This is a genomic window from Pseudomonas sp. LBUM1652 (assembly GCF_059716105.1).
This window is the reverse complement of record NZ_CP166804.1, coordinates 3,569,900-3,593,454: the sequence shown is the minus strand read 5'-3', so window position 1 is coordinate 3,593,454 and position 23,555 is coordinate 3,569,900. Positions and strand designations below refer to the sequence as shown.

11 protein-coding genes are annotated in these 23,555 nt (G+C 62.6%); 10 read left to right on the top strand and 1 reads right to left on the bottom strand.

The features are described 5' to 3' along the window. Window positions 1-253 precede the first annotated feature (253 nt). Window positions 254-640 carry a type II secretion system minor pseudopilin GspI gene (gene gspI / locus ACA069_RS16120; RefSeq protein ID WP_497614284.1) on the bottom strand — a complete coding sequence of 129 codons (387 nt, stop codon included), beginning with the start codon at window positions 638-640 and terminating at the stop codon, window positions 254-256. 148 nt (window positions 641-788) lie between these two features. Between gspI and gspG the strand changes: the two genes are divergently transcribed. The 10 genes from gspG (at window position 789) to ACA069_RS16070 (ending at window position 23,510) form a co-directional block, all read left to right on the top strand. Then, the gene (gene gspG, locus ACA069_RS16115; protein ID WP_497614282.1) at window positions 789-1,247 is read left to right on the top strand and encodes a type II secretion system major pseudopilin GspG; all 459 of its coding nucleotides are present in this window, start codon (window positions 789-791) and stop codon (window positions 1,245-1,247) included. 8 nt (window positions 1,248-1,255) lie between these two features. After that, the gene (gene gspK / locus ACA069_RS16110; RefSeq protein WP_497614281.1) at window positions 1,256-2,212 is read left to right on the top strand and encodes a type II secretion system minor pseudopilin GspK; all 957 of its coding nucleotides are present in this window, start codon (window positions 1,256-1,258) and stop codon (window positions 2,210-2,212) included. After that, window positions 2,209-3,387 carry a type II secretion system protein GspL gene (gspL, locus tag ACA069_RS16105; protein WP_497614279.1) on the top strand — a complete coding sequence of 393 codons (1,179 nt, stop codon included), beginning with the start codon at window positions 2,209-2,211 and terminating at the stop codon, window positions 3,385-3,387. The genes gspK and gspL overlap by 4 nt, the downstream gene beginning before the upstream one ends. After that, the gene (locus ACA069_RS16100) at window positions 3,380-3,928 is read left to right on the top strand and encodes a type II secretion system protein M (RefSeq protein WP_497614278.1); all 549 of its coding nucleotides are present in this window, start codon (window positions 3,380-3,382) and stop codon (window positions 3,926-3,928) included. Before gspL ends, ACA069_RS16100 begins: the two co-directional genes overlap by 8 nt. After that, complete coding sequence (gspD, locus tag ACA069_RS16095) at window positions 3,925-6,303, top strand: type II secretion system secretin GspD (RefSeq protein WP_497614276.1); 2,379 nt, start codon at window positions 3,925-3,927, stop codon at window positions 6,301-6,303. Before ACA069_RS16100 ends, gspD begins: the two co-directional genes overlap by 4 nt. Beyond that, window positions 6,300-6,716: a hypothetical protein gene (locus ACA069_RS16090; RefSeq protein ID WP_497614274.1), complete on the top strand. Its 417-nt coding sequence runs from the start codon at window positions 6,300-6,302 to the stop codon at window positions 6,714-6,716. The genes gspD and ACA069_RS16090 overlap by 4 nt, the downstream gene beginning before the upstream one ends. After that, window positions 6,713-8,119, top strand: coding sequence for a type II secretion system ATPase GspE (gene gspE, locus ACA069_RS16085; RefSeq protein WP_497614272.1), 1,407 nt, complete (start codon window positions 6,713-6,715; stop codon window positions 8,117-8,119). Before ACA069_RS16090 ends, gspE begins: the two co-directional genes overlap by 4 nt. Beyond that, window positions 8,119-9,330: a type II secretion system inner membrane protein GspF gene (gspF, locus tag ACA069_RS16080; RefSeq protein WP_187678575.1), complete on the top strand. Its 1,212-nt coding sequence runs from the start codon at window positions 8,119-8,121 to the stop codon at window positions 9,328-9,330. Before gspE ends, gspF begins: the two co-directional genes overlap by 1 nt. A 416-nt stretch (window positions 9,331-9,746) precedes the next feature. After that, complete coding sequence (locus tag ACA069_RS16075; protein WP_401266878.1) at window positions 9,747-10,850, top strand: substrate-binding domain-containing protein; 1,104 nt, start codon at window positions 9,747-9,749, stop codon at window positions 10,848-10,850. 174 nt (window positions 10,851-11,024) lie between these two features. Then, window positions 11,025-23,510: a filamentous hemagglutinin family protein gene (locus ACA069_RS16070; RefSeq protein ID WP_497614269.1), complete on the top strand. Its 12,486-nt coding sequence runs from the start codon at window positions 11,025-11,027 to the stop codon at window positions 23,508-23,510. The last annotated feature ends 45 nt before the right edge of the window (window positions 23,511-23,555 follow it).

The window sequence follows — 23,555 nt, the reverse complement described above, 5'->3', positions numbered from 1 at the left end:
GGCAGAAGCTACCCTCACCCCAACCCTCCCGAAACGTCGGACCGCCCGGAGGGAGAGGGGGCCGACCGAGGTGTCTTGCGGGGTACATCGACCTGGAAGACCTTGGTGATTATGGCTTTGGTGAAGGGCCTTCGATTTGGCTTTGTGAACTTGGCAATTGTCGATTCAAAGAGAGACGTTCAGGTCGGTGCAGCTCTCGAATATCCCCGAATCGGTTCCCTCTAACTATGGGCGGTCCGACGTTTCGGGAGGGCTAGGGTGAGGGGCTTTCCGTTCGGGACAGCAACGTCTCAAGCCTTGCCAACGGCGGCGCATCCTGACTCCGGTCAAACACCTGCACGCCAACCTTGAGCAACCGCCCATTCTCCGCCGCGCCAATCACCTGCTCACACCGCAACAACAACCGCCCCTGATCACACTCCACCGCTTTCATCCCCATCGGCAACCGACCTTCCAGCCGCAACTCCGCCATGCGGCTTTGCCCGGCCAGTAAAGCAATCGACCGATCCCGCAACACCCCGTTGGTCTGCGTCATCAACCCCGCCACGCGCACGGCCGCTGACATCGCCACGGCAATAATCGCCAGTGCCACCAGCACTTCAATCAGGGTGAAACCTGCTTCTCGGGAACGCGCACGCATAAATGGCCCAAAACCAAAGCACAGCCCTCGACGCTAACCCCCGTCCTTGACGGCTTGACGACGAAAACTCCCGAGGATTTTCAACATCCCTGACATATCTTCTTGCAACACTGCGCGTCGAATCGAATCAAGCCAAAGGAATGTCGAGATGGATATCGCACCGTGCACACCGCCTGAGCAGTCTCCGCGCAAGCCCCGTGGGCAGCAGGGTTTTACCCTGATCGAGATCATGGTGGTGGTGGTGATTTTGGGGATTCTGGCGGCGATGGTGGTACCCAAAGTGCTCGACCGGCCGGATCAGGCGCGGGCGACGGCGGCGAAGCAGGACATTGGCGGGTTGATGCAGGCCTTGAAGCTGTATCGCCTCGACCACGGCAATTACCCGAGCATGAATCAGGGCTTGAAAGTGCTGGTGGAGCGGCCGGCGGATGCGAAGAACAGCAACTGGCGTTCGTACCTGGAGCGTCTGCCGAATGATCCGTGGGGCCGTCCTTATCAGTACCTCAACCCGGGCGCCAACGGCGAGATCGACATTTTCTCGCTCGGTGCCGACGGTCAGCCGGACGGCGACGGCGTCAATGCCGATATCGGTTCCTGGCAGCTGTAAGGCCGGCCATGAACAGACGTTCGCCTGATGGGGCGAAGCAGCAAGGCATGGCGATTATCAGCGCGTTGCTGATTGCGGCCGTGGTGGCGGTGATTGCGGCGGGTATGTTGACGCGCCAGAGCGTTTCGACCCGTGCGCTGGAGGCCGATCAGCAGCGTGTGCAGGGGCGCTGGATTGTGCTGGGCGGCGTGGAGATCAGTCGCCAATTATTGTGGGACGCTCGCCAGCGCGATCCGCTGACCCGGCTCGATCAGCCGTGGGCACAGCGCTTGGTGGCTCAGGGTTTCGAGGGGCGACTGGAGGACGAGCAGGGCAAGTTCAACCTACGCAATCTGGTGGCCAACGAGCGTATTGATGAGGCGCAGGTGCAGGCGTTTGAGCGCTTGTGTGAGTTGATCGGGGTCAGCGCCGGTTTGAGTCAGCGCATCCGTCAGCGGGTGATCGAGTCGTACCCGCGACTGTTGAATCCGCAAATGGCCGAGAACAACAACGGCGTCGACAGCGGTCGGGCGACATCGCCTAATGCCTCACGCAAACCACAAAATCCGACGTTGCCGATGCTGCGCAGTCTCGATGATTTGCGCAGTGTTGACGGCGTGAATGACGCGGTAATTGGCAAACTGGCGCCGTACCTGACGGTGATTCCCGCGACCACCTGGGTCAACGGCAACACGGCCACCGCGCCGGTGCTGGCGGCGTATGTGCCGGGGCTTTCGCTGGAGCGCGCGCAGGCGTTGATCAATGAGCGTGACGCCGGGCGCTGGTTTATCAACCGTGGCGACTTCGTCAACCGCTTGCGCATGCCGAATCTGGAAGTCAGCAGCGTCAAGATCGGCATCACCAGCGACTGGTTTCGCCTGCGCGGTGAAGCGCGACGCGAGCAGCGTCGGGTCAGCCTCGAGGCGTTGTTGCATCGCAGCCAGGATCGTTTGCCGCAGGTGATCTGGTCGCGGGTGGGCGTATGACTCAGTTAAGGGTTGCGCTGCCGCCATTGGCGGAGCTGGACTTGGACAGCACGGTGAATTGCGCATGGCTGGATCGTCAGGGCCAGGTCAGCCGTGAAGACTGGCTGACGTTGGCGCAGTTGATTCAGCTGCCGAAACTGCCGCCATTGCTGTGTTTTTTGCACCCGGCGGACAGCCTCGTGGCGAGTATCGATTTACCGCCGCTGCCGGCCAACAAAACGGCGGCAGCGGTGCAATGCGCGGCGCAGGCGCTGATGCTCGGCAACAGCAGCGAGATGCACATCGCCCACAGTCCGCGTGATGAAGCGGGGCGGGTGCAGATTGCGTGGGCGCCGCGTCAACACTTGCTGCACCTTGCGCAGCTACTCAAGCAATCCGGCCTGAACCTGCGCGGTTTGTACCCGGCGGCGTACAGCTTGCCGGTGCTGCCGGGCATGGTCGCGTGCGTGCAGGACGGCCATCTGTTGCTGCGCGAAAGTCTGCAAGCGGCGCGGGTGCAACCGTTGTTTGATGAAGGCGTCGACAACACGCTGTGGGAGCCGGGCGTCACGCTGCACTGGATCGGCGCTGAGCCGCCACCCGGTGCCGAACTGCCGATGAGCGAAGCCCAGCGCTGGACCGGGCCGGTACCGGGTTGGGGCTTGCACGGTGTGCTGCAACAGCAAGTCACTGAACATCGTGGTTGGGGGCGGGCGCTTGGGTTGGCGGCGCTGGCCGTGGCGGTGTGGGTGATCGGTTTGAACCTGTATGCCGCGCGCGAGGCCAGTCAGGGTCAGCAGCTCAAGACGCAAATGAGTCTACGGGTGAAGCAGGCGTTCCCCGAGTTGCCGGTGATCCTCAACCCGCTGCAGCAGGCCCGCCAGCAATTGGCGGCGCGGCAGCAAGGCGCGGTCGATGATCCGGCGCAGAACTTCAGTCGCCTGGTGTTGCAGGCGGGCACCGGCATGCCGTTCATGGCCGGTAGCGTCGAGCGTCTGGCCTATGTCGACGGGACGTTGCAACTGAGCCTGTTGAGCGATGCCCGTCGCTCCGGCAATGACAAGGATTGGCAAAGCACCCTGACCCAGGCCGGGATCAGCGTGACGGCCGATGACGATGGCTGGACCTTACGTCCGGCCGCTGAAACCAGCGCCAGTGAAAACCAAGACAACAGCAGCGAGGCAGACGATGAATAAGGCCGCGCTTGCGATGTACCGCGCCCGTTGGCAGCGCTTCAACAGTCAGTTGCAGGCCCGTTGGCAGCCGTTGGCGTTGCGCGAAAAACGCATGGTCGGCGGCATGGCAGTCGCGCTGCTCGGTTTGCTGATTTGGGTTGCGCTGATCCAGCCACCGCTGAAAAAAATCAGCTATTGGCAAACCGAAACCCCGAAGCTGCGCGCCCAGACCGAAGCGCTGGAAGTGCTGCTGCGCGACGTCAGCGTGCGCCCGAATGGGCAAAGTGTTGGCCAGTCACTGGAGCAAACCCTGCAGGCCAGTGGCCTCGGCGGGCACTATCAATTACAGGCGGCGGATGCCGGTTCATGGCAGTTGACCTTCGACGCCGCGCCAGCCGACGCAGTACTCGACTGGCTGCTGAGCCAGCCGTCGCAACTTTCTCAGCAAGTGGTCGAGGCCCGTTTGCAACGCGTGGAAAACGCTTCGACCGAAGTCACTGCCGGCACTTTGTCAGGCACCGTTCGCATGGATCAGGCGCTGGGCGCTAAGGAAGCTTCATGAAGGGGTCAGGATCCAAACCGGTACGCATGGCACTGCCGATGCTGCTGATGGCGTTGAGCGCGTGCAGCAACACCAGCACACCGCAGAACCAGCCGCCGTTGCTGGTCGACAGCGAACTCGGCCGGCCGCTGGCCAACACTCAGCGCAGCGGTGATGCGGTACTCGACCGCGAGCGGGCGCAGGCCCAAGCCAGACCGGCGCCGAAGCAATTGCACAACATCACCGAGCGCAGCCGTGGCGGTGGCGTTGCTCGTGGAACCACATTGCCGAGCAATCCACTGGGCGAGCAACCGGTGACGCTGAATTTCGTCGATGCCGATATTCAAGCGGTGGTGCGCGCGTTATCGCGCTCGACCGGCCAGCAGTTTCTCGTCGATCCACGGGTCAAGGGCAACATGACGCTGGTTTCAGAGGGGCAGGTGCCGGCGCGTCAGGCTTACGACATGCTGCTGTCGGCGCTGCGCATGCAAGGCTTCGCCGTGGTCGATGTCGGTGGCGTCGCCCAGGTGGTGCCGGAGGCCGACGCGAAACTGCTTGGCGGGCCGATCTATAGCGCGGACAAACCTGCCGGCAACGGCATGCTCACGCGTACGTTTCGCCTGCAATACGAGAACGCGGTGAACCTGATTCCGGTGCTTCGGCCGATCGTCTCGCCGAACAACCCGATCAACGCTTACCCCGGCAATAACACCATTGTCGTCACCGATTACGCCGAGAACCTCAATCGGGTTGCGCAGTTGATCGCGGGTATCGATACCCAGAGCGCCATCGACACTGATGTTGTGCAGATCCAGAACGGCATTGCCGCTGACATCGCACCGATGGTGGCCGATTTGCTCGACGCGCCTGGCAACGACCCGACGCAGAAAATCGCCGTGATTGGCGATCCGCGTTCGAACACCATCATCATCCGCGCCGGCAGCCCCGAACGTACCGAGCTGGCGCGCAATCTGATCTACAAACTCGACAACGCGCAAAGCAATCCGAGCAACTTGCATGTGGTGTATCTGCGTAACGCGCAAGCGGCGAAACTGGCGCAGGCGTTGCGCGGTTTGCTCACTGGCGAGAGCGACAGCGGCACCAGCGACAGTGCACGTTCGGTGCTCAGTGCGATGGGCAGCAACGGTAGCAATGGCGGTTCGAGTGCTCAGAGCGGCACGCAAACCAGCGGCACGACCTCGACCACTTCCAGCAATGGCAGCACTGGCGGCAGTTATGCGCAGGGCAGCAGCCCAACCGGCAGCAGCGGCACTCAGGCCAGCGAACAAAACGTCGCCTTCAGCGCTGGTGGCGTGACGATTCAGGCTGACGCGACCACCAACACCTTACTGATTTCGGCACCGGAGCCGCTGTATCGCAACCTGCGCGAAGTCATCGACTTGCTCGACCAGCGTCGTGCGCAAGTGGTGATCGAAAGTCTGATCGTCGAAGTCGGCGAGGACGATGCCAGTGAGTTCGGTGTGCAGTGGCAGACGGGCAATCTGGGTGGCAACGGCGTGATTGGTGGCGCGAATCTTGGTGGTTCCGGATTCAATCTCAGCGGTAAGACCAGCATTGATGCGCTGCCGCAGGGTTTGAACCTCGGCTACGTCAACGGTACGGTCGATATTCCCGGCATCGGCAAGATTCTTGATCTGAAAGTGTTGGCGCGAGCGCTGAAGAGCAAGGGCGGCACCAACGTGTTGTCGACGCCGAACCTGCTGACGCTGGACAACGAAGCGGCGAGTATTTTCGTCGGCCAGACCATTCCGTTTGTCAGCGGCAGCTACGTCACCGGCGGTGGCGGCACCAGCAACAACCCGTTCCAGACCGTGACCCGCGAAGAGGTGGGTTTGAAGCTCAACGTGCGTCCGCAGATTTCCGAGGGCGGCACGGTCAAGCTCGATATCTATCAGGAAGTCAGCAGCATTGACGAACGTGCCTCCGCCAGTTCGACCTCGGCGGGTATCGTCACCAACAAACGTGCAATCGACACCAGCATCCTGCTCGACGACGGCCAGATCATGGTGCTCGGCGGTTTGCTGCAGGATGGCTACAGCCAGAGCAATGACGCGGTGCCGTGGTTGTCGACCATTCCGGGCATCGGCGCGCTGTTTCGCAACGAACGGCGAGCGATCAGCAAGACCAACCTGATGGTGTTCCTGCGCCCGTACATCATTCGCGACAGCGAAGCGGGGCGCAGCATTACGCTCAATCGCTACGACTTCATGCGCCGCGCACAGGGTGGTTTGCAGCCGGAGCGCAGCTGGGCCATGCCGGATATGCAGGCGCCGCAATTGCCTGCGGCGGCGCAAGGGGTTCCTGATTCGGTTCCGGCTTCGGGACCCCGTGCGACCATCAAAGCCGTGCCGATCAAAGTAGGCCCACGGTTATGAGCGCCGATCCCAAAGTTGCAGTGAATCCTGTGGTGAGGGGATTTATCCCCGACCGGCTGCGCAGCAGTCGCAAAGCCTGCACCCGCGCAGTGTCTGGTAAAAATCTGTTGCAGGTTTTGGGGCTGCTGCGCAGCCCATCGGGGATAAATCCCCTCGCCACAGGGAATCTCAGTGCCACAGGGAATCTCATTGCCACAGGGAATCTCATTGCCACAGGAAATCTCATTGCCACAGGGAATCTCAGTGCCACAGGGAATCTCATTGCCACAGGAAATCTCATTGCCACAGGGAATCTCAGTGCCACAGGGAATCTCAGTGCCACAGGGAATCTCATTGCCACAGGAAATCTCAGTGCCACAGGGAATCTCATTGCCATTGGGAATTGCATTCAATCGGGGAGGGCGACTTCATGAGTTCGTTGCCTTACGCCTGGGCCAAGGCCCAACGCATTCTGCTGCGCGACGGGGTGTTGACGGTGTGCCCGTCGACGCCGGGTTGGTCGATCAGTGAGGTGCGTCGGCAGTTCGGTGCGGCGAAGGTCGAGCGGGTGCGCGACGATGAACTCGATGGGTTGCTCACCAGTGCTTACGCCGACACTGGCAGCGCCGCCGCTGTGGTCGGTGCCGCCGAAAACGAAGTCGACCTCGATCGCCTCATGCAGGACATGCCGGAGATCACCGACCTGCTCGACACCCAGGACGGCGCGCCGGTGATTCGCATGATCAACGCCTTGCTCACCCAGGCCGCCCGCGACGAGGCCAGTGACATTCACATCGAACCGTTCGAAACCCATTCGGTGGTGCGCTATCGGGTCGACGGCACCCTGCGTGACGTGGTCTCGCCACGCAAGGCCTTGCACGGTGCGTTGGTGTCGCGGATCAAGATCATGGCGCAGCTCGATATCGCCGAAAAACGCCTGCCGCAGGATGGTCGGATTGCTTTGCGTGTGGCGGGTCGGCCGATCGATATTCGCGTCTCCACCGTGCCCACGGGCCACGGCGAACGGGTGGTCATGCGGCTGCTCGACAAACAGGCCGGGCGTTTGCATCTGGAAACGTTGGGCATGGACGCGCAGGTGTTGGCCAAGCTCGATCACCTGATCCGCCAGCCCCACGGCATCGTGCTGGTCACCGGGCCGACCGGTAGCGGCAAGACCACCAGCCTCTACGCGGCGCTGGCGCGGCTGGATGCGAGCACCAGCAACATCCTCACCGTGGAAGACCCGGTGGAATACGACTTGCCGGGCATCAGCCAGATTCAGGTCAACGCCAAGATCGACATGACCTTTGCCCTGGCGCTGCGGGCGATTCTGCGGCAAGACCCGGACATCATCATGATCGGCGAGATCCGCGATTTGGAAACCGCCCAAATCGCCGTGCAGGCCTCGTTGACTGGCCACTTGGTGCTGGCGACGCTGCACACCAACGACGCGGTGTCGGCGGTCAACCGCTTGATCGATATGGGTGTGGAGCCGTTTCTGTTGGCGTCGTCGATGCTCGGGGTGTTGGCGCAACGGTTGGTGCGACGGTTGTGCAACCAGTGCAAACAGGAAGATCCGGCCAGCCCCGGTACATGGCGGCCCGTCGGCTGCGCAGCGTGCAATCACACCGGCTACAGCGGTCGCACCGGCATCCACGAATTGTTCTGCATCGACGACGACATCCGCACGCTGATTCACCAAGGGGCAGGGGAGCAGGCCTTGCGCGCGGCCGCCGCCAAGGCCGGGATGTTCAGCCTGCGCGAGGACGGTGAGCGCTGGATTCGCAGCGGCGCCACCGCCCCCGAAGAAATCCTCCGTGTGACAAGGGACGCCTGATGAATCGCTATCGTTTTGAAGCCGCCGACGCGACCGGCAAGATCGAATCCGGGCATCTGGAGGCCGAGAGTCAGACGGCCGCTTTCAGTGCCTTGCGCGGGCGCGGTTTGACCGCGTTGTCGGTGCAAAAGGAAAGCAATGTCGCCCAGCATGGCGGCGGTGGATTGTTCAGCGCGAAACTCTCGGACAACGATCTGGCGTGGGCCACGCGGCAACTGGCGAGCCTGCTCGGCGCCAGTCTGCCACTGGAAGCGGCGTTGAGCGCCACGGTCGAGCAGGCCGAGAAAAAGCACATCGCCCACACCCTCAGCGCCGTGCGTGCCGACGTGCGCAGCGGCATGCGTCTGGCCGAATCGCTGGCGGCGCGGCCACGGGATTTTCCCGAGATCTACCGCGCGTTGATCGCGGCGGGGGAAGAGTCTGGCGATCTGGCGCAGGTGATGGAGCGGTTGGCCGATTACATCGAGGAGCGAAATAACCTGCGCGGCAAGATTCTCACCGCGTTTATCTATCCGGGCGTGGTCGGGCTGGTGTCGATCGGCATCGTGATCTTCCTGCTCAGCTACGTGGTGCCGCAGGTGGTCAGTGCGTTTTCCCAGGCGCGGCAGGATCTGCCGGGGCTGACGCTGGCGATGCTCACCGCCAGTGATTTCATTCGGGCGTGGGGCTGGTTGTGTGCGGCGGTCATGGCCGGGGCGTTCTGGAGTTGGCGTTTGTATTTGCGTAATCCGGCGGCGCGCCTGAGTTGGCATCATCGGGTGCTGAAGTTGCCGCTGTTCGGGCGTTTCATATTGGGCCTGAACACCGCGCGCTTCGCCTCGACGCTCGCGATTCTCGGCGGCGCTGGCGTGCCGTTGTTACGGGCGCTGGAAGCGGCGCGGCAAACCTTGTCCAACGACCGCTTGAGCCTGAGCGTCAGCGATGCCACGGCCAAGGTGCGCGAAGGCGTGAACCTTGCGGCGGCGTTGCGGGTGGAGAATGTGTTTCCGCCGGTGTTGATTCACTTGATTGCCAGCGGCGAGAAAACCGGCTCGCTGCCGCCGATGCTTGAACGCGCGGCGCAAACCTTGTCCCGGGATATCGAGCGCCGGGCGATGGGCATGACGGCGCTGCTTGAGCCGCTGATGATTGTGGTGATGGGCGGGGTGGTGTTGGTGATTGTGATGGCGGTGTTGTTGCCGATCATTGAGATCAATCAGTTGGTGCAGTAGCAGGTTTTGATGGTGTCTGATCGGGCCTCTTCGCGAGCCTGCTCGCGAAGGGGCCAGTCAAGGCAATAAATAATCCAGATTTTTTCCCAGGACTTCAGCATCACCCGACCGTTGACTCAACCATCCTCGGGTTCTCCTTTCTGTCATCTGCAACGACCCGTCAACGGCTCCAGCCCGATTCAGCCAAAGCCTTGATCCAGACGCTGCGCATATCCCCCTGAACACCCGAGAAATCCCCCCGAAAATCACCGCGCACCTCCCGAGGTTTTTTCCTTTATCTGTCACCGGAAGCTGCGAATTTCTCAGTGCGACTTAACCAAGGCCAGCGCTAGCGAGGGCCCGGTGAGTCCTCCCGGTTTCATGCAAGTTCCCTGAAAACCTGTGTTCAAACACCAACGTTGAAAAGGAGATTCTTCATGTTCAAGCGCACTCTGATCGCAGCTTCCCTGACCGTCGCCGCCCTGGCCTCCGCTCAAGCCATGGCCGTTACCGGTGGTGGCGCTTCACTGCCTGCCGCTCTGTACAAAGGCTCTGCCAACAGCATCCTGCCTGCCAACTTCAGCTACGCCGTGACCGGTAGCGGCGTCGGCAAAAGTGCTTTCCTGACCAACAACGCTGCACAGTTCAGCACCACCGGCACTGTGCATTTCGCCGGTAGCGACTCGATCCTCAGCGCTTCGGAACTGAGCACCTACACCACCAACTTCGGTACTTCGTACGGTCCGCTGATCCAGTTGCCATCGGTGGCCACGTCGGTTGCCATTCCTTACAAAAAAACCGGTCAGACCGCACTTAACCTGACCAGCGCTCAACTGTGCGATGCGCTCTCGGGCACCGCGACCACTTGGGGCACTTTGCTGGGCACCGCCGACACCACGCCGATCCGTGTGGTTTACCGCAGCGTTTCCAGTGGCACCACTGAAATCCTCAGCCGCCACCTGAATGCCGTCTGCCCAGGCAAATTCGCCGTCAACTCCACCTTCACCAACGCTCGTCTGCCAGCCGGTTCTGCACTGCCATCGACTTGGGTTGGCGTAGCCAACACCGCTGAAGTGGCGACTGCCGTGAACGCTGTAGACGGTTCCATCGGTTATGTCGGTCCGGACGGCGTGAATGCCACCAGCAATGCCGTGGTTGCCCGCATCAATGGCGTTCAGCCAACCAACGCCAACGTGACGCTGGCGCTGAGCACCGCAGCCCTGCCAACCACGCCTTCCAACCCTGCACAGTGGGCGCCAGTCGTGCCTAACCCGGCCAGCGGTTATCCAATCGTGGCGTACACCAACTTCATCTTCGGCCAGTGCTACAAGGACGCAGCCGTGGCCGCTGATGTCAAAGCCTTCCTGACCACTCACTACAGCAACCCGGGCAACAACGTTGCCACCGTCGCTCACAGCTTCACGCCGGTTCCAAACAACTGGAAAACCGCTGTGACCGCCAACTTCATCACCAACACCTCGGGCAACAACCTGGACATCAACAACGCCAACGCCTGCAACGGCATTGGTCGTCCTCAGTAAGCCTCGTTTCAAGCGCAATAAAACGGCAGCAGCCTTCGGGCTGCTGCTTTTTTTTGCCGATTTACACCTTGATCATGAAGTTTGTGTGACATCCGTTCGGTCGTGAGGCTCGCCAACCGCCTATGTCGTAACAGCAGGGCTGATCCGACCTGCCACCCAAAAGGACCTGTAGTGATGCTTGCTCGCACCTCCCGTCGCAGTACCCGTATCCAGCCGATCAAACGTGGGGTGGGCGATCCCGCACAGTGGCTGCTCAAGCCATTGGCGCAAGCCGTCGCCTTGTGTCTGGTGGCGGGCAGTGCCGAAGCGGCGACGGCGTTCAGTTCTGGTTGGTTTGCCGCCAAGGGGGCGGCGCAGCAGGCGGCGGCATCGCGTCCGGGTGTGGGCGGTCTGCCGGGGATGACTCCGCCGCTGGCGCAGCAGCAACGGGCCAGCCAGCAGCTGCAGCGTTCTTTGCAGACACTCAATAACACCGTGGCGGCGATCGCCGCTCAGCAGGCGGCACAAGCCGCTGGGCGTGCCGCCGCGTTCGGCAGCGTGCAGGTCGTTCCGGATGGATTGGGCGAGGGCGGCCTGAAGGTCGATAACAGCCTGTCTCAGGGTTGGATGAACGCCAAAGGCCCGCAACAAACCCAGGCGGACGGCAAGACCACGGTGAAGATCGAGCAGACCGCCGACAAGGCGATTCTCAACTGGGAAACCTTCAACGTCGGGCGCAATACCACGGTGGAATTTGCCCAGCAGTCCAACTGGGCGGTGCTCAACCGCGTCAACGATCCGAGCGCACGGCCCAGCCAGATTCAGGGGCAGATCAAAGCGGACGGCACGGTGATGCTGATCAACCGCAACGGCATCGTGTTTAGCGGCAGTAGTCAGGTCAATGTGCGCAATCTGGTGGCGGCAGCCGCGAACATGAGCGATGCACAGTTTCGCGATCGGGGTCTGTATTTCGACAGCACCGGCAGTCAGCCGACGTTTACCGATGCCGCTGGCAATGTCCTGGTGGAGCGTGGCGCGTCGATACAAACGCATCAACCTGCGCTCTCGACCGACTCCGGTGGCTACACCTTGTTGCTTGGCCAGGAAGTGCACAACGACGGTTCTATCAGCACGGCCAAAGGTCAGACAGTGCTGGGCGCGGGCGACCGTTTCTACATCCGCAAGGGCTCGGGCACCGAAGGCAATGGTTATTCCACCACTTTGGGCAGCGAAGTCATTCCCGGTTTCAAGGCTGACAGCACTGGCAAGGTCAGCAACACCGGTCTGATTCAGGCGTCTACCGGCGATATCACCCTGACCGGCCGCGACGTTCGGCAGAACGGCGTGCTGTTGGCGAGCACCTCGGTCGCGACGCGCGGCACCGTGCATTTGCTCAATCCAGCCAGCGATGCTCAAGGCAGTGTGACGCTGGGTGAAGGCAGCGTCAGTGCGATCTTGCTCGACAGCAGCGATCTGACTGCCCTGGACAGTCAGCGCGAGGCGGCGTTGATCGGTGTGAACGCCAATAACCGGATTCGCAGCGACCAGTCGCGGATTGATATCGGCAGTGGCGGCACCGTCGAATTCAAAAGCGGCTCGATCACGCTCGCCACCGGCGGGCAGGTGGCGGTCGCCGCCGGACGACGCAGTCTGTTGCGCGAGGGGGCGGTGGTCGACGTGTCCGGCGCGCTGGGCGTGAAAGTGGCCATGGACGCCAACAACATCAAGATCAATGTGCAGGGCAACGAGCAGCGTGATGCGCCGGTCAATCGCGAGAAGGGTGCGCTCAACAGTAACGATATCTGGGTCGATGTCCGCGAACTGGTGTTCGTGCCGGCCGGCACCAACGGTTACGCTACCGACCGCTGGTACACCGCCGGTGGCTTGTTGGAGGTCGGCGGATACCTTGGCACTCAGGGCCATGGCATCGGTGAATGGATGGCTCAGGGCGGCGAGGTGCGTTTTTCCGGGAATGACGTGATCAGCGAAAAAGGTTCGCTGATCAATGTGTCCGGCGGCACGCTCGATGTGCAAGGCGGCGAGATTCGCCAGAGTTGGCTGCGCGGTACGGACGGGCGGTTATACGAAGTGTCGCGTGCGCCGGGCGATATTCTCTACAGCGGTCTTTACAAAGGTTACGAAAGTCACAGCGAGCGCTGGGGCCAGACTGAATATTTCTATAGTCCGCTGATCGCGCCGACACGTCGTCAGGAAGCCGGGTACACCGTGGGCCGTGACGCCGGACAGTTGGTGATCGCCACGAGCAACGCCGTGCTGGACGGCCAGTTGTTGGGTGAGGTGTTTCAGGGCGAACGGCAGAACCAGGCACCGCGCGCAGGCCTGGACGGTTATGCCCAGGCCCAGACCGCCCGGGCGCGGCGCGGGCAGTTGGTCATTGGCAGTTACGACGCCGCTTATGTTGCCGCCAGTGCGGGCGTGCTCTATCAGCTCAACCCGTTGCTCGATCAGGTGCAGGTGGGTGGCGAGCGTGCCAGCGCTGTGAGCGCAGGGCTGACAGACGCGGTTGCTGAAGAGCGTCAGGGCAAACTGTTTCTCGATGCCGGGCTGCTCAATGGTTTCCAGCTGGGGGCGCTGAAGATCTCGGCCAAAAACACGATTGAAGTCAATGACGGCGTGACGGTGGATCACGGGGCAGACATCACCCTGTTCAGCCCTGACGTGCAGATCAATGCCGATCTGGTTGCGCAGGGCGGCAGCCTGCATCTGGGCAACGTTTTGAACCAGCTCGCCACGGATCGGCGTGATGACACCGCTCTCCAGGTGCCAGCAGGCCAGCAGGCTCGCGTCACGGTTGCGCAAGGTGTGCAGCTGCAGACTCGCGGCCTGTGGAGCAACCTGTTGAGTAGCCCGGACGACGCTGCCAGCCTGGCGTACCTCAATGGCGGGACGGTGTCGATCCGCAGCAGCGGCGACATTCAGTTGGCCGGCGGCAGTCTGGTCGATGTCACCTCGGGCGGCGCTGTCTTGGCCAACGGCAAGACACGGGGCGGCAAGGGCGGCGACGTGACCCTGGAAGCCAGCGCCAACAGTGCGCCCGGCCAGTCACGCATGGTGCTCGATGGCGATGTGCAGGGTTATGGCGTGAGTGGCGGCGGTACGCTGACCGTGCAGGCCAACAAGGTCCTGATCGGGTCCTCCGGCAAAGTTACCGATGAACAGACCTTGCGTCTGACTCCGGAGTTGTTCCGCACGGGGTTCAGCGCTTACAACATCATCGGTCTGAAGGGCCTGGAAGTGGCCGATCAAACCGCCGTCGATGTGCTGATGCCGGTCTATCGATTCGGCGAATCCGTCTCGACCCTTGCCTCCGGTACGTCGCCGCGCACGGCGCTTGAGCTGTGGACGCCTTCGCTGTTCCAGGAAAACCCGCTCAAGGGCGTATTGACGCAAAGGGCCGGCGCTTCTGTCACCTTACAGGCAGGCGGGACGCTAGTGGGCTTGATTGATCCCGCCAACAGCCCGTTGTCGATTGGCGAGGGCGCACGTATCAGCGTCGATCCCGGCCAGCGCATCAGCGTGCGCGGGGCCGGTCAGATCACGGTTGACGGGGAACTCAACGCCTGGGGCGGCGCCATCGATATCCGTCAACAGCAATTCGGTTCGATTGATGTGGCGACGTCCTTGCAGGAGGCCGATCCGACGGCACACAACCGTTCTATCTGGATCGGTGAACATGCCGTGCTCGACGTGGCCGGCCGGGCAGCGACTGCTGTTGATGCGCTGGGCCGCGTTTACGGCCAGGTCGGCAAGGGTGGCTCGATCATCCTCGGTGGCGAGATTGATGCGAAGAAGATCACTGCGACCGCCGCCGACGCTTATGTCATCGTCCGTCAGGGTGCGCGCCTGGACGCGTCCGGTACGCAAGCCGTCCTCGACAACGGCGGACAAGGTCCCGCTCGCGTAGCCACCGATGGCGGCCGGATCACCCTGAGTTCCTACAATGGCCTGTTCATCGAGGGCAGCCTGCAGGCCAATGCAGGTGGTGCAGGGGCGGCGGGCGGGCGTCTGGAGATTGCTCTGGATACACCGGCGTACGGTGCTGCGAACTTGAGCAATGCGGTACGGGTGCCACGGGAACTGATCATCGGCCAAGGGCCGGCACAGGCACTGCCGCAGGCGCTGCAAGCGGGGCAAGCCTCGCCACTTTTGCGCTACGGACGTACGCGCTTGAGTGCTGATCAGTTGATGAGCGGCGGCTTCGATAGCGTGAGTCTGCTGAGCAATGGACTGATGACATTCGATGGCGATGTCGACCTGCACATGGGGCAGAGCCTGAGTCTGTTCGCCGGTTCCCTGTCCCTGGCCGAGTCGGCGAAAGACAGCGCCCGGATCAATCTCAGCGCACCTTATCTGCGCCTGTCAGGGCCGGGCACTTACCTGAGTTCGGACGCCAAGATTCGTCCACGGGTCCTGAGCAACCCGACCGCGCACTTGTCCAGCGCGCAATTCAATGCCAGCGCGAACCTGCTGGACCTGGGCAACTCGCTTTCATTCGGTACCGAGGGGACCCTCGTGCAATCGGGCGCACCCGCGCTTGCGGTCAGCCGACGTGGCTTTGGTCTGGTGACGCTCGACAGCCAGGGTGATATGCGATTCCTCGCGCCGACCGATGAACAGCAGCGAAGCCGTCTGTGGACTCCGGGTGACATGCAGTTGCGGGCTGCGCAAATCTACCCGGCCAGCGGGGTCTCGGCTGAAGTGCGAGTGGGCTATCAGAGTCAGGCCGGATCGGTGCCGGAGCATACGTTGCGTATCGGCAGCCACGGGCCAGCGCCGACCACACTGCCTTATTCGGTGTTCGGCAGCCTGACGCTCAGTGCAGGTCAGATCGAGCAGGGTGGCGTCCTTCGTGCGCCTTTGGGGTTGATCTCCTTGGGTGACGACATCCTTGTCAAAACCCGTGAGCTTCATCTGCTGCCGGGGAGCGTGACGTCTGTCAGCGCCGCCGGACTGGTCATGCCTTATGGTGGCACCACCGACGGCATCGACTATCAATACAACGGCAAGTCGGTGATTCTGAATGGCATAGCCGGTGCGGTCTCCGGGGTCATACTCGATGCGCAATACACCGATGTGCAGGCCGGAGCGCTGATCGATCTTTCGGGTGGCGGCGATTTGCGCGGGGCCGGTTTTGTTTCCGGGCGAGGCGGCTCTACCGACGCGCGTTTCAATCCGCTGGTACGCAATGCCACCGATGGCACCTTCAGTCTGCCGGGGCTGGCGAGCAACCCGGTGTATGCCATCGTCGCGGGTGACCAGAGCCGCTACGCGCCGATGCTGGCCGAGGCCGGTGCAGTCGATCCGCGTATCGGCCAGCAAATCACTCTCGGGGCGGGTATCGCAGGGCTGGCGCCAGGCACCTACACCTTGTTGCCATCGACCTTTGCCTTGTTACCCGGTGCCTTGCGGGTCGAAATCAATGGTCAGGCGATTGCCGGTCCCATGGGCAGTGCGTTGAAGTTGCGCAATGGTTCGTGGACCACGGCCGGGCAGATGTCGATTGCCAACACCGGTATTCGCGACAGCCTGCCCAGCCAGGTGACTGTGACGTCGGCCGATGTCCTGCGGCGCTATTCGCAGTACAACGAAACCGGGTTCACCCAATTTGTGCTCAACGATGCTGCGCGACGCGGTCTGCCGCGCGCCCGCACCCCGCTGGACGGCAACACGCTGCACCTGCGCATGGTCAGCGGTGGCGACCATGACTCGGCACTGGACTTCAACGGGCAAGTGCTGTTCAAGCCTGCCGACGGCGGGGTCATCGGCACTGCGGTTGTCCAGGGCGGTTATACCGGCGGTGAGTTCGAGATTCTCGGCACGGGGCATACGCGAACGGCGGGGTTCGCCGGTGTATCGCTGTACGCCGACACCCTCAACGGGTTGAATGCCGGACGTCTGACCATCGGTGGCACCCCGACCGTGTATTACGGTTCGGAGGGCAGCTCGATCAAGGTGCTCAGCAATACCTCCGCCATCCGCCTGCGGGAGGGCGCGATCCTGTCAGCGCCGGAAGTTGTTTTGAGCACCAACAGCGAGAGTGGCGGCATCACCATTGATGCGGGAGCGGGCATCAATACCTTGGGACGAGGTGCCGTCCCGTACGATGCGGCGGCCGGTTTCGTCTATGTACCGGAGCGTTCCAGCCTGCTGGTGGTCTCCAACGGTTGGACGCCGGTGCTTGCGCCTGCCGGGGGCGGAGGTGGCAGCATTCGTATCGGCAACTGTCCGACGGCTGAGTGCACCGCCCCGGCGTTGCTGTACTCCAACGGCAGCATCATCGCCGCCACCGACAAGGACTTCGAACTGGGCGAGAGCGTGCGCTTCGGCACCCGCCAACTCGGACTGTCGGTTGGCGTGGTCAATGCCGGCAGTACGCAAGCACTGGCAGCGGCCAGCGGCCGTATGCCGGCGGGCCTGACGCTTAACCAGAACGTGCTGGATCGGCTGTTGCAGGGCGACACGCAATTTGGCGCACCGGCCCTGGAAACCCTGAATCTGGTGGCCCGCGATGCGTTCAACTTTTTCGGCAGCGTTACCCTCGACACACTAGACCCACAGACCGGCGAGAGCCGCTTGCAGAATCTGGTGCTGGGCACCCCGGCCATATACGGTTCGGGCGCGGCCAGTGACGTGGCGACGATCCGCACCCGGAATCTGATCTGGAACGGGGCGACTCAGGCGCCGGGAACGGTGGTCACGGATGGCGCCGGTAACGGGCACGGCACGCTGGATATTCAAGCGCAACGGATCGAACTGGGTTATGGCCCGAATCCGCAACCCAACGGGCTGGATCTCAACAACCGCCTGACCTTGGGTTTTGCCAACGTCAACCTCAATGCCAGCGAGCGCATCACCGCCAACCACAAGGGCAGCCTGGCGGTGTACGAGTCCCAAGGGGCTTACGACGCGGTCACGGGTTTGAGCTACAGCGGTGGCAATCTCAATCTGCGCACGCCACTGTTGACCGGGGAAGCCGCCTCGGTCAGTGAACTCAAGGCCGGCAACCACCTGACCCTGAGCGGCACCGCGACAACGGCCGCGGCGGATGCCCTCGGTGCGCAACTGAGTCTGACGGCACGCAGCGTTGTGCTCGACAGCCGCATCGTGCTGGCCAGCGGCAAACTGCTGGTCAATGCCGAGGATGATCTGATCCTTGGCGGCGGCGCGCAGGTGGACATGGCGGGTCGGGTTCTGCCGTTCAACGATGTGAAGAAATACAGTTGGGGCGGCGATGTGTCGTTGCACAGCAACAACGGCAATATTCGTCAGTCGGCCGGTTCGCGAATCGATCTGTCGGCCGTCAATAATCAGGCCGGTCAATTGAGCGTTGTGGCCCTGGCCAGCGGCGCCGGACAGGTTGATCTGCAAGGGCAGATCGTCGGCACCAGCAGCGGCTACTACGATGCCGGCGGCACGTGGGTACCGTACAAGGCCGGGGGTGTGGACATTCGTGCCCAGCGCCTGGACGGCGAGTTGAGCCCGGCCTTTGCCAGCCTCAACCAGCGCCTTAATGCGGGAGGGGTGACCGGCAGTCGCAGCTTTCAGTTCAAGCAGGGTGATCTGGTCATCGGTAACGAGCTCAAAGCAGGCGAGGTCAATGTCTCGGTGGACAGCGGTAGCCTGACCGTGGCCGGGCTGATCGATGCCAGTGGAGAGCGGGTCGGCAGCATTCGCCTGGCCGGCAAAAACGGTTTGAGCCTGACGGGCAACGCGGTGCTGGATGCCCATGGCCGCGTACTGCGTGTCGACAGCTACGGCAAGATCATCGACGCCCCGAACCGGGCCATGGTCGAACTCAATTCCGGTGATGGCGTGCTGACATTGGCGGCCGGCGCACGAATCGACCTGCGCCACGGCACCGATGCGCTGGCTGGAAACCTGGCGGGACAACGCGATGGCTTGCCGCGGGGAACGCTGGAACTGAATGCACCACGCCTGGGTGGCAATGACATTGCCATCGATGCCAGCGGTGCCGTCAATATTCAAGGTGCCCGCTCTATTGGGCTGAACGCCGTGCGTCGCTACAGCGATGCCGCCGACGGCACCGACCCGGCGGCCAGCGGTCGTCCGTATCAAGTGATCGATCAGGCCTACCTGGACCGCATTCACACGGACAGCGACGGCTTTATCAATGCGGCGCTGAACAACAGTGATCTGCTGCAACGCAAACTGGCCGGCCTCAACAATGCGGCCTATACGGATGTGTTTCACTTGCGCCCGGGTGTCGAAATCGTCAGCAAAACCGCCGAGGGTGATCTGGTGGTGCAGGGCGACCTCGACTTGTCCGGCTACCGGTATGCCAGCCTCAACCCGCACACTCGCCGCACCTCGGTGTATGGCAGCGGCGAAGCGGGCAGCCTGCTGATTCGTGCCGGCGGCAACCTCGATATCTACGGCAGCATCAACGACGGTTTCGCGCCGCCGCCGGAAACCGTGGACGACGCCGGCTGGAAACTGGTGCCGGGGATACAGCCGTTCGGTGGTGATCTCATCGTGCCGGGCGCCGGGGTCAGCCTTGCCCCTGGTACGCTTTTCCCGGTCGGCGCCACCTTGAACTACGACTTGCCGATTCAGGCCGCCACGCTGGCAGCGGGCACGGTGTTACCCGCACAGGGCACGCTGGCCGCAGCCTATACGCTTCTGGCCGGAACCGTGCTGGCCGGCGATGTGCATGACGCGGCGGGCAATCTGCTGTATGCCGCCGGCACGTTGCTCGACAACGGTGTGACCCTGCCGGCCGGCAGTCGTTTGGGCGCGGGTATCCGCCTGAACAACGCCACCGCATTGCAGGCCCTGCTCTGGCCCAAAGGCGTGCCGCTGCCGGGCGCTGTCGATGCCGACAATAAAACGGTCGGTGTCATGCTGAGCACCACGCTGGAGCTGTTGCGTGGTTCGCTGATTCCCTCCATGACCGATGTGAAGCTGGCAGATGGCACTGTGTTCCTGGATCTGCGTCCCTCCAACGGCACACAACAAGGTCGCAACTGGGCCATCGCCAGCATGTTGCCGGCAGGCAGTGCGTCGTGGTCGATGCGCATGGTGGCAGGGGCTGATCTCTCGGCGGCCGACAGCCGTTCCGTGAGGCCTCAGGCCAGCGCCGGTCATTTGCAGTTGGCGGACACCCATTACGGTCTGACCATGGTCGAGGTGGCCGGCAAACTGGTCTGGGCCGTGGGTAACGAGTATGGCTTTACACCGTACGAGCCGGTTCCCGAGGAATACCTCGTGCTCTGTGACATCGCGCCAGCCGCCTGTGCGCCGATGGCGCGCACGGTGTGGGCGCCGGGTAACTGGATGGGCATGCCGGATTACACGCCGATGAACGATGACGAATTGTTCTGGTGCACCATCGATCCGGCGCTGTGCATTGAAAACAATCCCCGCAAGAGCGCCGAAGCCCATACGCAGATGTTCAGCGTTTTGCGCACCGGCACCGGCGACCTGGATCTGATGGCTGCCGGTAACGTGAGCATGGCTTCACCTTTTGGCGTGTACACCGCCGGCACTCAATCGAGCAACGTCGATGCGCGTTACAACCAGGCGCGAGGGCGCTTGTCGGCTGATGGTTCGGTGTTGGGCAGCGCCGGCAGCGATGCCGAAAAATGGGTCGATGGCGGCACTGCCAGCCTTTACCAGGCCTGGTATCCGCAGATGGGCGGTAATCTGACGATCAATGCCGGCGGGTCGGTGTCCGGTGATGTGCTCGGTCGTCGTGCGGTCGGCACGGGCGACGGTACCCGTGAGCAGGTTCCAAGCGTCGCGGTGGGCAATTGGCTGTGGCGCCAGGGCAGCGGCAACAACGATGTGCCGACGGCCTGGTGGATCAATTTCGGCAGCTACGCAGCGCAGCCATTGCCAGAACAGGGCGTGGAAAGCAAACCGTATCTGGTGGGCTTTACCGGATTCGGCACGTTGGGCGGCGGTAACCTCAGCCTGAGTGCCGCCGGGGATGCCGGCATGCTCAAGGCCATGGGGGACGACAAGTATGCGTCGTACCCTCGCAGTCAGGGTTTGATCGTGGCTGTCGGCAGCACGGGGCGCGTGGACAGCGACGGCAACCTGCAACTGACCGGCGGCGGCGACCTGGATATTCGTCTGGGTGGCACCCTCAATCCCTCTCTGCAAGCACGTGCCGGCCTGTCGGGCAGCGGCACGCCGACGCATGACTTGCAGGGCGCGATCATCAACCTGCGCGGTGCGGCACAACTGACGGGCGCCGCATTGGGCGGGATCAATCTGCAGTACGGCGCGTCCGCGCTGTTTCACGATCCACGGGAAACGCGTGCCTTCGATCCGTTCAATTCGACGGCCAGTAACGCCAGTGGCGGGGTGGTGCTGATTCCCGGCGACTCGGGCATGCGCCTCAATACCCGAGGTGATCTGGTACTGGGTGGTGCGACTGACCCAGGCCGTGTGCGTTTGCAGAACTCCACACCGTTTACCACGGCCGATGGCGTTTACCACGCCGGTGGCGGCTTGACTGGTTTTTCGCTGTGGACCGATCACACCGCCATCGATTTGTTCTCGGCGGGCGGCAACCTGACGCCGAACACCCAGTTGCTGGAAACCACCGGGCAGGGTCCTGTCGCCGGGCTTAACACTTCGCCCACCGATGATCGCTACGTGATCCCGTCGATACTGCGCGCCGTCGCTGGCCAGGGTTCGATTTATCTCGGGCCGTCAGCGGCTTACGGTGTAGGCAACGCGGCACCGGCCTTGACCTATTCGCTGCTGCTGGCGCCTTCGAACGCGGGGCAGCTCGAACTGATCGCCGGTGATTCGATCTATGCCGGGGGCTACGCCATCAACCAGTCGGGTGCCAGCCCATCGGCGCTCGCCACACCGTTTACGCCTGCGTTCAATGGCTACGGCAACAACACATTCAGTCGCCCGATCATGACCAACGCCGGCAGTGACGGTGTGCTGGCGGAGACCAATTCGCGCTATCCACTCTTTGCTTTTGGTCCCGATAGCTACTCGGGTTTGAGCAGTGTTCAGGGGCCGGCGCGCTTCTATGCCTTGACCGGTGATCTGGTGGGTATTCGCACGGGTGAAACGCTGGCGTTCGCGACCACGAAACGCACCTGGTATGAATCGGCAGGCCCGGTCTGGATGGTGGCGGGGCGCGACATCGTGGCGTCCGGTACCAACTTGGGGCAACCCACGTTTGCGCCCACCGGGGGCATGGGGCGCAACAACGAACAGATCCAGTCTACGGGCAATCTGTTCGTGCACAGTCGGCCAGGCGATGTCTCTCGGGTTTCGGCCGGGCGCGACATCCTTTACAGCAGTTTCGACATCGCGGGGCCAGGGGTTCTGGACGTGAATGCCGGGCGCAACATCCTTATGGATAATCGCGCCAGCATCAACAGCATAGGGCCGGTGGTGGCGGGGGATAACCGGCCGGGTACGAGCGTGGTATTGCAGGCTGGCGCGGGCGCACAAGGTCCGGACTATTCGCGCTTCATCGCCCGGTATCTGAACACGCAGAATCTCGCCAATCCGGATACCTCGTTGAGCGCTCAACCGGGCAAAGTGGTCAAGACCTACGTGGACGAATTGCAGAGCTGGCTGACCCTCGGCTACGGCTTCAGCGGCAACGCAGAACAGGCGCAAGCCTTCTTCGCCGCACTGCCGAGCGCCGAGCAGGCGATCTTCGCCCGCCAGGTGTACTTCGCCGAACTGCGTGCCGGTGGCCTGGAATACAACGATGTCGATGGGCCGCGTCAGGGCAGTTATCTGCGTGGTCGCAACGCCATTGCGTCGTTGTTCCCGACGGTTGATGTGGCGGGCAATCCGATCCGCTACGACGGCGATATCACCCTGTACGGCGGCGCCGGGGTCAAGACTCTGTTCGGCGGCGACATCCAGATGCTCACCCCGGGCGGTGGTCAGGTGTTCGGCATCGAAGGCGCGGCGCCGCCCTCGACGGCGGGGATCATCACTCAGGGTTCGGGCAATATTCAGCTCTACTCGCAGGGCAGCATTTTGCTTGGCCAGAGCCGGATCATGACGACGTTTGGTGGCTCGATTCTCGGCTGGTCGGCCGAGGGTGATATCAACGCCGGTCGCGGCTCGAAAACCACTGTGGTCTACACCCCGCCCAAACGCGTTTACGACACTTGGGGCAACGTCTCCTTGTCGCCATCGGTGCCGAGTACAGGTGCCGGTATCGCCACGCTTAATCCGATTGCGGAAGTGAAGCCGGGCGACATCGACCTGATCGCGCCGTTGGGCACCATCGATGCGGGCGAGGCGGGCATTCGTGTGTCGGGCAACGTCAACATCGCCGCCCTGACGGTGGTCAACGCCGCCAATATCTCGGTGCAGGGCAAGGCGACCGGCGTGCCGGTGGTTTCGGCGGTCAACACGGGCGCGATCACCTCGGCCAGCTCGGCCGCATCGTCTGCCACCCAGGCTGCCGAAGATGTCGCGCGTCAGCAACAAGCGGCAGCGCGGCAGAACCAGGCGTCGGTATTCACCGTGCAGGTGTTGAGTTTCGGCAACGAACAACTCGCCCCGTCCCGCGATGGCGCCAGCCGCACACAGGTGCCGGGCTACAACCCGAACAGTCCGGTGCAAGTGCTGGGGGCAGGGGCGCTGGATGAACAGGCGAAGCAGCAGTTGACCGAGGAGGAGCGTGGGCAACTGACCTTGTAAAAGACTCTCGTGTAGTACGTTTGGGCGGCCAGTGGTCGCCCTTTT